11 protein-coding genes are annotated in these 13,237 nt (G+C 57.1%); 8 read left to right on the top strand and 3 right to left on the bottom strand.

What is annotated here, in order from left to right; genetic code table 11:
* Nucleotides 1-132 precede the first annotated feature (132 nt).
* Both uvrA and ACFSE1_RS02335 read left to right on the top strand, forming a co-directional pair.
* Nucleotides 133-3,063 (top strand): excinuclease ABC subunit UvrA, encoded by a 2,931-nt coding sequence (gene uvrA, locus ACFSE1_RS02340; protein WP_377395969.1) that lies wholly within the window; start codon nucleotides 133-135, stop codon nucleotides 3,061-3,063.
* 27 nt (nucleotides 3,064-3,090) lie between these two features.
* On the top strand, nucleotides 3,091-3,906 hold the full coding sequence (locus ACFSE1_RS02335; protein ID WP_377395966.1) for a DUF72 domain-containing protein: 816 nt from the start codon (nucleotides 3,091-3,093) through the stop codon (nucleotides 3,904-3,906).
* On the opposite strand, the gene ACFSE1_RS02330 is transcribed toward ACFSE1_RS02335, so the two are convergent.
* Complete coding sequence (locus ACFSE1_RS02330) at nucleotides 3,887-5,392, bottom strand: NAD(P)H-hydrate dehydratase (protein ID WP_377396569.1); 1,506 nt, start codon at nucleotides 5,390-5,392, stop codon at nucleotides 3,887-3,889. The genes ACFSE1_RS02335 and ACFSE1_RS02330 overlap by 20 nt on opposite strands.
* A gap of 312 nt (nucleotides 5,393-5,704) precedes the next feature.
* Here ACFSE1_RS02330 and ACFSE1_RS02325 point away from each other — a divergent pair, with 312 nt between their 5' ends.
* From ACFSE1_RS02325 to hspQ, 3 genes are all read left to right on the top strand, one after another.
* Nucleotides 5,705-6,043 (top strand): P-II family nitrogen regulator, encoded by a 339-nt coding sequence (locus tag ACFSE1_RS02325; protein ID WP_062554525.1) that lies wholly within the window; start codon nucleotides 5,705-5,707, stop codon nucleotides 6,041-6,043.
* 59 nt (nucleotides 6,044-6,102) lie between these two features.
* The gene (gene glnA, locus ACFSE1_RS02320; RefSeq protein WP_377395963.1) at nucleotides 6,103-7,512 is read left to right on the top strand and encodes a type I glutamate--ammonia ligase; all 1,410 of its coding nucleotides are present in this window, start codon (nucleotides 6,103-6,105) and stop codon (nucleotides 7,510-7,512) included.
* Nucleotides 7,513-7,672: 160 nt separating this feature from the next.
* A complete protein-coding gene (gene hspQ, locus ACFSE1_RS02315) occupies nucleotides 7,673-8,002 on the top strand; it encodes a heat shock protein HspQ (RefSeq protein ID WP_377395961.1) in 330 nt (109 codons plus the stop codon).
* Between the two features lie 67 nt (nucleotides 8,003-8,069).
* Here hspQ and ACFSE1_RS02310 read toward each other — a convergent pair whose 3' ends face one another.
* Nucleotides 8,070-8,702, bottom strand: coding sequence for an invasion associated locus B family protein (locus ACFSE1_RS02310; protein WP_377395958.1), 633 nt, complete (start codon nucleotides 8,700-8,702; stop codon nucleotides 8,070-8,072).
* A gap of 267 nt (nucleotides 8,703-8,969) precedes the next feature.
* Between ACFSE1_RS02310 and ACFSE1_RS02305 the strand changes: the two genes are divergently transcribed.
* The 3 genes from ACFSE1_RS02305 to ACFSE1_RS02295 all read left to right on the top strand — a co-directional run bounded on the left by ACFSE1_RS02305 (nucleotide 8,970) and on the right by ACFSE1_RS02295 (nucleotide 12,492).
* Nucleotides 8,970-10,781, top strand: coding sequence for an extracellular solute-binding protein (locus ACFSE1_RS02305; protein WP_377395955.1), 1,812 nt, complete (start codon nucleotides 8,970-8,972; stop codon nucleotides 10,779-10,781).
* 28 nt (nucleotides 10,782-10,809) lie between these two features.
* Nucleotides 10,810-11,481 (top strand): DsbA family oxidoreductase, encoded by a 672-nt coding sequence (locus tag ACFSE1_RS02300; protein ID WP_377395952.1) that lies wholly within the window; start codon nucleotides 10,810-10,812, stop codon nucleotides 11,479-11,481.
* Nucleotides 11,482-11,550: 69 nt separating this feature from the next.
* On the top strand, nucleotides 11,551-12,492 hold the full coding sequence (locus ACFSE1_RS02295) for a DMT family transporter (RefSeq protein WP_377395949.1): 942 nt from the start codon (nucleotides 11,551-11,553) through the stop codon (nucleotides 12,490-12,492).
* Between the two features lie 7 nt (nucleotides 12,493-12,499).
* Here the strand turns inward: ACFSE1_RS02295 and ACFSE1_RS02290 are convergent, their stop codons facing one another.
* Nucleotides 12,500-13,234 (bottom strand): sulfite exporter TauE/SafE family protein, encoded by a 735-nt coding sequence (locus tag ACFSE1_RS02290; RefSeq protein WP_377395946.1) that lies wholly within the window; start codon nucleotides 13,232-13,234, stop codon nucleotides 12,500-12,502.
* Between the last annotated feature and the right edge of the window lie 3 nt (nucleotides 13,235-13,237).

Raw genomic sequence — 13,237 nt, 5'->3', positions numbered from 1 at the left:
AATTCTCTATGATCCTGTCAACTCGGGCGCACGTAGAGGTGAATCTGGGGTGCAAACAACGCCACCGCAACCTCGACAGCCGCCATTCGATCACTAAATTGGGGATCTGATCCCCCACAGAGCCTAATCACGATGAGCGAACTCAAGACGATTTCCATTCGCGGCGCGCGCGAACATAACCTCAAGGGTATTGACCTCGACCTGCCCCGCAACAGCCTGATCGTGATGACCGGTCTGTCAGGCTCGGGCAAGTCGTCGCTCGCCTTCGATACGATCTACGCCGAAGGCCAGCGTCGCTATGTGGAAAGTCTTTCCGCCTATGCGCGCCAGTTTCTTGAAATGATGCAGAAGCCGGACGTGGACCAGATCGACGGACTGTCCCCGGCCATATCCATCGAACAGAAGACGACCTCGAAAAATCCGCGGTCGACGGTCGGAACCGTTACCGAAATCTACGATTACATGCGCCTTCTTTTCGCGCGTGTGGGCGTTCCCTATTCGCCAGCCACCGGACTGCCGATCGAAAGCCAGACGGTGAGCCAGATGGTTGATCGGGTTCTGGCGCTGGAAGAAGGAACACGCCTTTATATTCTTGCGCCACTCGTGCGCGGCCGCAAAGGCGAATACAAAAAGGAACTGGCAGACCTGATGAAAAAGGGCTTCCAGCGCGTCAAGGTGGACGGACAGTTCTACGAGATCGCCGACGCGCCCCCGCTCGACAAGAAATACAAGCACGACATCGATGTGGTTGTTGATCGCGTCGTCGTGCGTGGCGATATCGGCGCACGACTGGCTGACAGTCTTGAGACCTGTCTGAAGCTCGCCGATGGGCTGGCTGTTGCAGAATTCGCGGACAAGCCGCTGCCGCCGGAAGAAACTGCGGCTGGCGGTTCTGCGAACAAATCGCTCAACGAAACGCATGAGCGGGTTCTGTTTTCCGAAAAATTCGCCTGCCCCGTCTCCGGCTTCACGATCCCCGAGATCGAACCCCGCCTATTCTCCTTCAACAATCCCTTCGGCGCCTGCCCCACCTGTGACGGTCTGGGAGCGCAACAGAAGGTCGACGAAAATCTCATCGTGCCGGAGCCGGAGCGCACCTTGAAGGACGGCGCAATCGCGCCCTGGGCCAAATCCACCTCGCCCTATTACAACCAGACCCTGGAGGGCTTGGGCAAAGTCTTCGGGTTCAAGCTGACGGATCGCTGGTCGAAGCTCTCGGCAGCGGCACAACGGGCCATTCTGCAGGGTACGGACGAGAAGATCGAGTTCAACTACGCAGATGGCGCGCGGTCCTACAAGACAAGCAAAACTTTCGAAGGCATCGTCCCCAATCTGGAACGTCGCTGGAAGGAAACCGACAGCGCCTGGGCCCGCGAGGAAATCGAGCGCTACATGTCGGCGGCGCCCTGCCCCGCCTGCCAAGGCTTCCGCCTGAAGCCGGAAGCATTGGCGGTGAAGATCGACCATATGCATATCGGCCAGGTCACAGATATGTCGATCAAGAAGGCGCGTGACTGGTTCGACGTGCTGCCATCGAAACTCAATACCAAGCAAAACGAGATCGCGGTGCGGATCCTCAAGGAAATCCGCGAACGGTTGCGGTTCCTCAACGATGTGGGCCTCGACTATCTCAGCCTCTCGCGCAATTCAGGCACTCTCTCCGGTGGCGAAAGCCAGCGTATTCGTCTGGCATCGCAGATCGGTTCCGGCCTGACAGGCGTTCTCTATGTTCTGGACGAACCGTCAATCGGCCTGCATCAAAGAGACAATGCGCGGCTGCTCGATACCCTGAAACACCTTCGCGACATTGGAAACACGGTGCTGGTTGTCGAGCACGACGAAGATGCGATCCTCACCGCCGATTATGTGGTCGACATTGGTCCTGCTGCCGGTATTCACGGCGGCCAGGTGGTTGCGGAAGGAACACCGCAGGAGGTGATGGACAATCCCGATTCGCTAACCGGGAAATATCTGTCCGGCGAGCTTGGTGTTGCCGTTCCCGCTGAGCGTCGCAAGCCGAAGAAGGGCAAGGAAATCAAGGTTGTCGGCGCTCGAGGAAATAACCTCAAGAATGTGACGGCCTCTGTTCCGCTTGGTCTCTTTACGGCCGTGACCGGGGTGTCGGGCGGTGGCAAATCGACCTTCCTGATTGAAACATTGTACAAGGCTGCCGCGCGGCGCGTCATGGGTGCACGGGAAATCCCGGCCGAGCATGACCGGATCGACGGTTTCGAGTTCATCGACAAGGTGATCGACATCGACCAGTCGCCAATCGGGCGCACCCCCAGATCCAACCCCGCAACCTATACCGGGGCATTCACCCCCATTCGCGACTGGTTTGCAGGTCTGCCGGAAGCAAAGGCGCGTGGCTACCAGCCGGGTCGCTTCTCCTTCAATGTCAAAGGCGGCCGCTGCGAAGCATGCCAGGGTGACGGCGTCATCAAGATCGAGATGCACTTCCTGCCAGATGTCTACGTCACTTGCGATGTCTGCCACGGAAAGCGGTATAATCGCGAAACGCTCGACGTCATGTTCAAGGGCAAATCCATTGCTGACGTGTTGGACATGACGGTTGAGGAGGGCGTTGAGTTCTTCTCTGCCGTACCTGCCGTTCGTGACAAGCTGCAGGCTCTGTTTGATGTCGGCCTCGGCTATATCAAGGTCGGGCAGCAGGCAAATACGCTTTCGGGCGGTGAAGCGCAGCGCGTCAAACTGGCCAAGGAGTTGTCGAAACGCTCCACCGGGCGAACGCTGTACATTCTGGATGAACCGACCACTGGCCTGCACTTCCACGATGTGGCGAAACTGCTGGAGATGCTTCACGAGCTGGTCAATCAGGGCAATTCTGTTGTCGTCATCGAGCATAATCTCGAGGTGATCAAAACAGCCGACTGGATCATCGACATCGGGCCGGAAGGCGGGACCGGCGGCGGTGAGATCGTCGCATGCGGAACGCCGGAAGATGTTGTTCAGGAAAAGCGCAGCTACACCGGGCAGTTCCTGAAAGAACTTCTGGAGCGCAGGCCACACACAAAGAAGATGAAGGCCGAGGCGGCTGAATAGCCGTCGATGCTGACCGGAGGAAAAGGTATGGCGAGCGCAGGTGCAAGCGGTGCGATCAGGACAGGTATCGGTGGCTGGACCTTCGATCCATGGGACGAGAGTTTCTATCCGCCCAAGCTGCCGAAGAAACGGCAGCTGGAATTTGCCAGCCGCGAACTTACCGCCATCGAGGTGAACGGAACCTATTATTCCAGCCAGAAGCCTGCAACCTTTGCAAAGTGGGCGTCGGAAGTGCCTGAGAACTTCATCTTCTCGCTGAAGGCGAGCCGCTATTGCACAAACCGGAAAGTTCTGGCGGAAGCCGGTCCGTCTATCGAGAAGTTCCTGAATCAGGGAATTGCGGAACTGGGACCGCATCTCGGCCCGATCCTCTGGCAGTTCATGGGAACAAAGAAATTCGAGCCGGATGATTTCGAGGCATTCCTCTCTTTGCTCCCACAAACGCTCGACGGATTACCTCTGCGCCACGTCGTGGAGCCGAGGCATGAGAGCTTCTGCACGCCGGACTTCGTGGACATGATCGCACGACACGGCGTTGCTGCTGTCTGTGCGGATCATGCCGACTATCCGATGTTCGCAGATGTGACGGCGGATTTCGTCTATGCCCGCCTGCAAAGAGGCTCAGACGATGTTGCGACCTGCTATCCGAAGCCGAAAATCGACGAATGGGCAGAGCGCTTCAAACTCTATGCGGAAGGCGGCGTGCCCGATGACCTTTCCCTTCATGCGCCAGACAGGCGCGTTGAAAAGAAGCCCCGAGATGTTTTTGCCTACTTCATCACGGGCGGAAAAGTGAATGCACCCAATGGTGCGCGTGAACTTTTCAAAGCCTGCACCAACTAAGCAAATCCTCAAGTGCTGCCGGAATATGGCGGATAAGATCTTCCGCCGTCATCCCGACGCCTGCCTTGTTCCCTGCCTCCCCATGCAACCACACGGCAGCTGCTGCAGCCTCAAAAGCCGGGATGCCCTGCGCAAGATTTGCACCGGCAATACCTGCCAGCACATCGCCGGAGCCCGCCGTTGCCAACCATGCCGGAGCGTTTTCGTTGATCAGCAGGCGTCCATCCGGTGCGGCAATGACTGTATCCGCCCCCTTGTAAACGATGACCGCATGTGCGCGTTCGGCAGCACGTTTCGCACGCTCAAGCTTACCAATGGTCTTGTCAGCCGCAAGGTCAGGAAACAGGCGAGCAAACTCGCCCTCATGCGGGGTCAATATCTGACGCGGCTCTGAGCCTGCGGCCAGAGCAAACAATTCATCCGGTCTTTCAGCAAAGGCTGTGATCGCGTCTGCATCAAGAACCATCGGCCTTGCAGCGCTTGCATGCACATAGCTTCGCAGACCTTCTCCGACCCCAAATCCTGGGCCGATCACAGCGGCACTGATTTTGCCGCTCGCCCACCACATTTTGAGGTCCTGGAGATCGGCGATTTCCCGCACCATCACCGCCGTCATGGCGCATGCATTGACAAGCGTTGCGTCTGGCGGCGAGGCCAACGTCACAAGACCGGCACCCGCACAAAGCCCGGCGGAAGCGGTCATGCGCGCTGCTCCGGTGTGGCTAGGGCCGCCGCTGAAAACAGCAAGATGTCCACGCTTATATTTGTGCGTATCGCCTTGCTGAACGTTTATCGCAGCCTTCCAGGCACGTGGGTCATTCACGGAAACGGTCCGGGCGTGGCGTCTGGCGATACGGGTTGGCATGCCAATGGGTGCGAGAGAGATCTCTCCACAATAGATCCGGCCGGGCATCAAGACATGACCCGGCTTTCGCGCCACGAAAGTAACGGTTCGCTGAGCCTGGAACGCCGCCCCTCGCACTTGTCCAGTGAGACCATCGATCCCGGAAGGAAGATCGACCGCGAGCACAGGGCACCCGACCTCTCTCACGCGCGTGATGAGATCAGTCACCTCAGGTGGCACATCACGCGATAACCCTGCCCCGAAGATTGCGTCGATTATCACGTCTCCGGGATGGGGCTGGTAACTTGAAAAAGATTGGGCTGGCGTCTGCGCTTCCAGCCAGGCAAGGCGCGCAGCGCCCGTCAGCTCTTCGGGACGCCCGGCAAGGTGGATGGAAACGTTGGCGCCAGCCCGCCTCAAGGCGCTGGCCGCGACAAAACCATCACCGCCATTATTGCCGGGCCCGCAAAGAACAACAAAGCGTTCAGCCTGCGCAAAATGCCGCAGGGCTTCCGCCGCCACAGCAAAACCCGCCTGCTGCATCAGATGAAAGATGGGTATGCCGCTTGCATCCGTCTCCCTGTCAGCGGCTGCCGCCTCTGCAGGAGTGAGTAGGAATGGATCAGTAAGCGACATCTTTATGCATCTTTCTCTCAAACCAGGGGGATGACCGCGGAGAGCTGCGACACATCTGCCTAAAATGAGTTCATTTGCCTATAAAATAGAGCAAGGCCATTGCCGAATCTTTGGTCACCATCCTGCAATCGCTTCACCCTGAGCATGCTCTTGCATTGTGCCTCGCAAGACCATAGCCTGCAATCCGGCACGGGGAGGCATCCGCAGCAGGAATTGGCATTTCGAAGAAGACCCGGACGAATTTGGCACACTACGTGCATCTAGCTGGGCAGACGGGCACAACCCGTCTTCAAGGGAGAAGCGGAGAGTAGTTTTCTCATGAAGAAGATTGAAGCGATCATCAAGCCTTTCAAACTGGACGAAGTCAAGGAAGCGCTTCAAGAGGTCGGGTTACAGGGTATCACAGTCACGGAAGCCAAGGGTTTCGGTCGCCAGAAAGGCCACACCGAGCTTTACCGCGGCGCCGAATATGTGGTGGACTTCCTGCCAAAGGTGAAGGTGGAAGTCGTTCTTGCGGATGAAAACGTGGATGCCGTGATTGATGCTATCCGCAACGCCGCCCAGACTGGACGCATTGGCGACGGAAAGATATTTGTTTCTAACGTAGAGGAAGTCGTTCGTATCCGTACGGGCGAAACCGGCGTAGACGCCATCTGACACACCTGACCGCGCAGAACCGGACACAGGCTTAACATATTATTGCAATGGGAGATTCCATGACGACCGCAAGCGACATCATGAAGCAGATCAAGGAGAACGACGTCAAGTTCGTGGACCTGCGCTTCACCGACCCGAAGGGCAAGCTGCAGCACGTAACGATGGACGTCAGCGCTGTGGACGAAGACATGTTCGCGGACGGCGTCATGTTCGACGGCTCCTCAATTGGCGGCTGGAAGGCCATCAATGAATCCGACATGGTGCTGATGCCCGACCCGGCAACCGTGCACATGGACCCCTTCTTTGCCCAGTCGACGATGGTCATCATCTGCGACATCCTGGACCCGGTTTCGGGCGAAGCCTATAACCGCGACCCGCGCGGCACGGCCAAGAAGGCTGAAGCCTACCTCAAGGCATCCGGCATTGGCGACACCGTCTTCGTTGGCCCTGAACCGGAATTCTTCGTCTTTGACGACGTGAAATACAAGGCCGATCCGTTCAACACCGGCTTCAAGCTCGACTCTTCCGAGCTTCCCACAAACGACGATACGGATTATGAGACCGGCAACCTCGGTCACCGTCCGCGCATCAAGGGCGGCTATTTCCCGGTTCCCCCGGTCGATAGCCTTCAGGACATGCGCTCCGAAATGCTCACCGTCCTGACGGAAATGGGCGTAGTCGTTGAAAAGCATCATCACGAAGTGGCATCCGCCCAACACGAACTGGGCGTGAAATTCGACACGCTGGTTCGCAACGCCGACAAGATGCAGATCTACAAGTATGTCGTGCATCAGGTCGCGAATGCCTATGGCAAGACGGCAACCTTCATGCCGAAGCCGGTCTATGGCGATAACGGCTCCGGCATGCACGTACACCAGTCTATCTGGAAAGACGGCAAGCCGACCTTTGCAGGCGATGAATATGCCGGCCTTTCCGAGAGCTGCCTCTACTACATCGGCGGCATCATCAAGCACGCCAAGGCCATCAACGCCTTCACCAACCCCACGACGAACTCCTACAAGCGTCTCGTGCCCGGTTATGAAGCGCCGGTTCTGCTGGCCTATTCCGCTCGCAACCGTTCCGCTTCCTGCCGCATTCCGTTTGGCACGGGCCCGAAGTCGAAGCGCGTTGAAGTTCGCTTCCCTGATCCGGCACAGAACCCCTATCTCGGTTTTGCCGCCATGCTGATGGCCGGTCTCGATGGAATCAAGAACAAGATCCATCCGGGCAAGGCCATGGACAAGGATCTCTACGATCTGCCGCCAAAGGAACTGAAGAAGATCCCGACGGTCTGCGGCTCGTTGCGTGAAGCCCTCGAAAGCCTCGACAAGGATCGCAAGTTCCTCACGGCCGGCGGCGTATTCGATGACGATCAGATTGATGCCTACATTGAACTCAAGATGCAGGAAGTCATGCGCTTCGAAATGACCCCGCATCCTGTCGAATTCGACATGTACTATTCCGTCTGATTATACGCGCGAAATCTCAGGAAAAGGGCTGGCTTGTGCTGGCCCTTTTTTTTGTGATCGCTCTTGGGCGGCACAAAAGCGTGTGCGGCGCGTTTCATGCTTATGATCTTGATGTCAGTTTCATGAATTCCCACATAGGTGAGGAAAGGAAATCTGAGCCATGAAACAACGCAACGCAAAATTTACGATCGGGGAAATCGTGCGCCACAAGGTCTTTCCGTTCCGGGGAATTGTGTTCGACGTGGACCCTGAGTTTTCCAACACGGAAGAATGGTGGAATGCAATACCGGCTGAAATCCGGCCCCATAAGGATCAGCCCTTCTATCATCTCCTCGCAGAAAACGGTGAGACTGCATATATCGCCTATGTGTCAGAACAGAATCTCGTCCATGACGACAGCGACGAGCCGCTGAAGAATCCGCAAGTATCGCAGATATTTGACCGGGCACCTTCGGGAGAGTTCAAACCGAAGGCCATACTGGCGCACTGATCACCACAACAACCAGAATCAAAAAAGGGCGCCACTTGGGCGCCCTTTCCTGTTCAAGCATTGTAAATTACTGGCCGGTCTTCGCAGCGTTCTGCGCATCTTCCAGCTTCTTGCGGGCTTCCTCAGCCTTCTTCTGCATGCTTTCCTGCAGGCTGCGCTGGCTTTCGGCAAGCTGAGACTGCGAGATCGGCGCGCCGTCGAAGGCACCGGTAAAGCCGCTAAGCGAAACCTTGATCGGGTTCGGCGCGCGACGGAAGTTGATGGAGGTGAATACGACCTCGGTGCCCTTCTTCAGGCTGGCGATCATCGCATCCGTCAGAACGGTTTCAGCCGTGCAACGGTCCGGAATGCAGAGAACGTAATCCAGCTTCTGCCCCTTGCCGCCGTCGATCTGCATCATCACACCCGGCTGGATGAGACGAGCGGATGGCACGGAAACCTGCAGGATCTTGCGGTTGACCTTGCCTTCAACAGTGATGAGGCCAACAGCCGTTATCAACTGGCCATTCTGCGACAGAAGCACATTCTGAACAGCGCAAACATCGCTATCGTCCTGCTTGTCACAGGTCTTGAACCAGCCAAGCGGAGGGGCGCCAGCCGGAGCGGCATCTTGTGCAAGCGCCGCCACAGGGGCCACGCCAAAAGAAAGTGCGAGGGCGGACATGGCCGTCCGCAGAACCTTGTTTGCCTTAAGCATCATACCGAGATCCGTCTCCTGAAAGCGGTGTTCTGGAAGCAGCAGCGCCGCTTCTCGTGCCGGGTGTCGTGTCGCTCCACTGTCGTTTAAATGAGGCAATTGAATGACCCCCACCGGCTTGGGGACTCCTGTTACATTGCGTCGCCGGATATATCCAGCCTTTGTTTCGCGATTACGTCGCTGTGTTTCAAGTTTTCTCGCAACGGATTGGTTTTCACAGGCTCAATGGGTTAGTTTGCCGACGAATCGGAAAATCAAGACGAGATCACGATGCGCAAGCTGACTATGCTCTCCCTTCTCTTGCTCTCTTTGGCAGGCACCGCTCATGCTCAGGCAGTCCACGGCATTGCCATGCATGGCAGCCCTGCCCTGCCGGCGGATTACAAGCATTTTCCCTATGTCAATCCAGAGGTTAAAAAGGGTGGCAGCATCGCCTACGGCGTTGTGGGGACCTTTGATAGCCTCAACCCCTTCAACCTGAAAAGCATCCGAACCACCGCCCGCGGAATGTGGGATCCGGCCTTTGGCAATTTCGTGTACGAAAGCCTGATGGTTCGCAGTGCCGATGAACCGTTCACACTCTATGGCCTTCTGGCCGAGAGCGTGGAGTGGAATGCCGACCGCAGCTACATCCAGTTCAACCTCAACCCGAAAGCCAAGTGGTCCGACGGCCTGCCCGTGACCCCGGAAGACGTGATCTTCTCGCTTGAAGTCCTGCGTGACAAAGGCAGAACGCCCTTCAACAATCGGCTGAAACCCGTCGAAAAGATGGAAAAGGTAGGTGAACACAGCGTTCGCTTCACCTTCAACAAACTGGCGGACCGGGAGTTCCCGCTGATCCTGGCCGCCGGGACACCGATTTTGCCAAGACATGCCATCGATAGGGAAACGTTCGACCAGTCGAGCCTGCAAATCCCGGTCGGTTCCGGCCCCTATCGCGTAAAGCGAATCAATCCGGGCCAGAAAATCGTCTATGAGCGCGATCCGAATTATTGGGGCCGGGATATTCCCTCCAAAGTGGGTTTCGATAATTACGACGAGATCTCGGTCGAGTATTTCCTGCAGGAAAACACGCTTTTTGAAGCTTTCAAAAAAGGGGCTATAGACCTTTATCTGGAGGGAAGCCCGACGCATTGGACCCGCGCCTATGATTTCCCCGCCGTCACCAATGGCGATGTCGTCAAGGATGTGTTTCGCCCCGAACTTCCGTCCGGCATGCTCGGTTTCGTCTTTAATCTGCGCCGTCCGCTGTTCCAGAACGAAGATGTCCGGCGGGCGCTGACACTGGCCTTCGATTTCGAATGGGCCAATCGCAATCTTTACGATGGGGCCTACACCAGAACCCGCAGCTATTGGCAGAATTCGGATCTGGCCTCGCTCGGGCACCCCGCCGATGAGAAAGAGCTCGTTCTCCTTGGCGATGCAGCCAAGCGGATACCGGCGGAAATACTACAGGGTCAGCCGGTTCTGCCGGAAAGTGACGGCTCCGGAGGGGACCGCACGATCCTGCGCAAGGTCGTTGAGCTGCTCAAACAGGGCGGCTACTCGATCAAGAACGGGCAGATGGCGGATTCTCAGGGCACGCCACTTGCTTTCGAGATCATGACACAGAATCAGGATCAGGAAAAAACGGCGATTTCCTACCAGCGCACGCTGCGGATGATCGGCGTTGCAGTTACGATTCGCACTGTTGACGATGCGCAGTATCAGAGCCGGTCGGGCAATTTCGACTATGATGTCATCATGAAATCCTACCCGTCTTCCCTCTCTCCAGGGATTGAGCAGGTCGGTCGATGGGGCAGTGATTCGAAGGACAGGCAGGGGAGTTTCAACTTTGCCGGTCTGGCGGATCCTGATGTGGACCGCGTGATAGAGGCCATGTTGAATGCGCGCTCGCGCGAGGACTTCGAAACGGCCGTCCGCGCCTATGACAGGCTTTTGCTGGCTGGCTCCTATATGGTGCCCCTCTATCACATTCCGGAACAATGGGTTGCGCGTTGGAAATACATCCAGCATCCGCAAAAGCTTCCTCTCTATGGCTACCAGCTGCCCACGTGGTGGGATGCGCGGGCGCAAAACTGAAACGACGACAAAGATCTGAAGGTGCAAAATGGAAAGACTGACGATAGACCTGGTTTCAGATGTGGTCTGCCCATGGTGCTACCTGGGCAAGGCAAGGCTTGAGCTTGCCATTGCCGAAGTTCAGGATCGCGTGCAGATCGACGTCAACTGGCGCCCCTATCGCCTCAACCCGGAATACCCGCCGGAGGGTGTGGACCAAAAAGCAGCGCTTGCGGAGAAACTGGGCGGACAGGAAGCGGTTCAGCGCGCCCACGATATGCTGCGCCAACTGGGCCGGGAGGTTGGCATCGCCTTCGATTTCGACGCAATCACCATCGGCCCCAACACCCTCGATGCCCATCGGCTCATTCACTGGGCATCCGTGGAGAATCGGGAAGCGCAGGATCGCGTTGTGACCGCCCTTTTCAAAGCCAATTTCGAACAGGGACGCAATGTCGGCGACGCCAATGTTCTGCTCGATATTGCGGAGGAGGCTGGCCTCGACCGAGCGGTGATTGGCGCACTTCTTTCCTCGGACGCCGATAAGGATCTGGTGCTGGGCGAGATTGAAGCAGCCCAGAAGATGGGCGTAAACGGCGTTCCATTCTTCATCATCGACCAGCAATATGCCGTCAGCGGCGCGCAAACGCCCGAGGTTCTGGCCAATGCATTCGTCGACATTGCAAATGCCAAGGCCGAGGCCCGCGCGAATATGAATTGACGCATTTCCGGCGGCGCTTTAGAGCCAGCGTGATATATCTCGAGTGAAGGCATCGCCGGAAACAAACCCTTGCAAAGTCACGACACGACTCTCAAAGGCGTCCTGATCGCCTTTATCTGTTTTGCAGCCTATTCCTTCAGCGATGCCGCCGTGAAACTGGTGGATGGGCGGGTGCCGCCCTTTCAGGCAGGCTTTATCGGCACAGTGTTTGGCTTTGCTGCCATTCCGTTTCTGCTGAAAAAGGGAGATCGGTGGACAGACATTGTCAGGACAACAAATCGTCCGCTTTGGCTGCTTCGCTTCGCCTGTTCCACCATTGGCACGGTCGGCAGCATTATCGCATTCACCGAGCTTTCGATGGCAGAAGCCTTCTGCCTCATCTTCCTGCTGCCATCCTTCGCCACCATCATGTCCGTTATATTCCTCAAGGAACGTGTCGGGCCGAAGCGCTGGGCTGCGGTCATTATTGGCTTCATCGGCGTTCTGGTCGTGCTGAGACCGGGCTTTCGCGAGCTGTCGCTCGGCCACTTCACCGCACTGGCATCCGGTTTCACAGCAGCCGTTTCGGTCATCATTTACCGCAAGCTCGGCCCCAGTGAAAAAAACATTTCCATGTATGGAGCCGGCATCCTTGGCACGCTGATCGTCTGCTTCGTGCTGATGCTTCCCACGGCAGTCATGCCAACGGCTACGGACCTCGCTCTTCTGGGCATGTTCGGTCTTTTGGCTGCGGTTGGTACGGTTCTGCTCATGCTGGCTTCGCAATATGCACCGGCTGCTATCGTAACTCCAATCCAGTACAGCCAGATGCTATGGGCGATCCTGCTCGGCTATCTGATATTCGGCGATCACGTGGATGGCTGGATGGCGCTGGGCATCGCTCTGATCGTCGGGTCCGGCCTGCTGACGCTGATTCGCGAACGGCAACGCGGTACACCGCTTCCTCCGCCCGTGGTGGGGCAGAGCGAAGCGGCGTTGGCCATCAAGCCAGAGCGTGAAGAGCAGTCGTAGCCGCCCGTCACTTCAGGATAACCAGCAAACCGGCCAGAACGAGCAGCACGCAGAAAGAACCGATGAGCATTCGCTCGCTGACCTTGTGTGCGCAATAAACACCGGCCGGAACCCCGATCAGTCCCCCGACTGCCAGCATGGTGCCAAGCATCCACTCGACATGGCCATGGCTGGCATATTGGAACAAACTGATCGAACATCCGGGCAAAGCCAGTGCAAGACCCAGCCCTTGGGCACGCACTTGCGAATAGCCGAAGAACATGACCAGCAGCGGTACGGCAAGCATTGCCCCGCCTACTCCAAACAGACCGAGGGAAACGCCCCCGACAGCCCCAGGAAGAACAGCCCAGCGATAATCGCGAACTTGAAGGATAGCAGTGCGCTTTCGGGCAAGCAGCACGAACACTGCAAGCCCGACCAGAAAGCCGCCATAATACACTTTGAGCGTCTCGCTTGGCAGCGAGAGAGCCCAGTGAGAACTGAAGGCCGCCGTCACGCTTCCACTCACCGCCAGAGTGATAGCGGGCTTGATGTCGAGGCTGCCCCGATTGCGATATTTATACAGGGCAAACAACACGTTGGTGACAACCATCACCAACGCGGTGCCCTGAGCCAATTTTTGGTCATAGGCCAACAGAAGAACGAGAAGAGGGATGGCGAAAGTGCCGCCACCCGTTCCAAGGAACCCTCCCATCGTGCCCAGAAGCGCGCCGAAGGGAAGGCCGAAAGCTGCGACAAACATGAC

The organism is Affinirhizobium helianthi (assembly GCF_042680945.1).
Taxonomy (GTDB): Bacteria; Pseudomonadota; Alphaproteobacteria; order Rhizobiales; family Rhizobiaceae; genus Neorhizobium; species Neorhizobium helianthi.
Note: the sequence above shows the minus strand (reverse complement) of the source record. Positions and strands in the feature narration are given on the sequence as shown.

Coding starts and splice junctions, on each gene's coding strand:
- uvrA (WP_377395969.1), top strand. CDS start 133: ATGAGCGAACTCAAGACGATTTCCATTCGCGGCGCGCGCGAACATAAC.
- ACFSE1_RS02290 (WP_377395946.1), bottom strand. CDS start 13,234: ATGTTTGTCGCAGCTTTCGGCCTTCCCTTCGGCGCGCTTCTGGGCACG.
- ACFSE1_RS02325 (WP_062554525.1), top strand. CDS start 5,705: ATGAAGAAGATTGAAGCGATCATCAAGCCTTTCAAACTGGACGAAGTC.
- ACFSE1_RS02310 (WP_377395958.1), bottom strand. CDS start 8,702: ATGATGCTTAAGGCAAACAAGGTTCTGCGGACGGCCATGTCCGCCCTC.
- glnA (WP_377395963.1), top strand. CDS start 6,103: ATGACGACCGCAAGCGACATCATGAAGCAGATCAAGGAGAACGACGTC.
- ACFSE1_RS02300 (WP_377395952.1), top strand. CDS start 10,810: ATGGAAAGACTGACGATAGACCTGGTTTCAGATGTGGTCTGCCCATGG.
- ACFSE1_RS02305 (WP_377395955.1), top strand. CDS start 8,970: ATGCGCAAGCTGACTATGCTCTCCCTTCTCTTGCTCTCTTTGGCAGGC.
- ACFSE1_RS02335 (WP_377395966.1), top strand. CDS start 3,091: ATGGCGAGCGCAGGTGCAAGCGGTGCGATCAGGACAGGTATCGGTGGC.
- hspQ (WP_377395961.1), top strand. CDS start 7,673: ATGAAACAACGCAACGCAAAATTTACGATCGGGGAAATCGTGCGCCAC.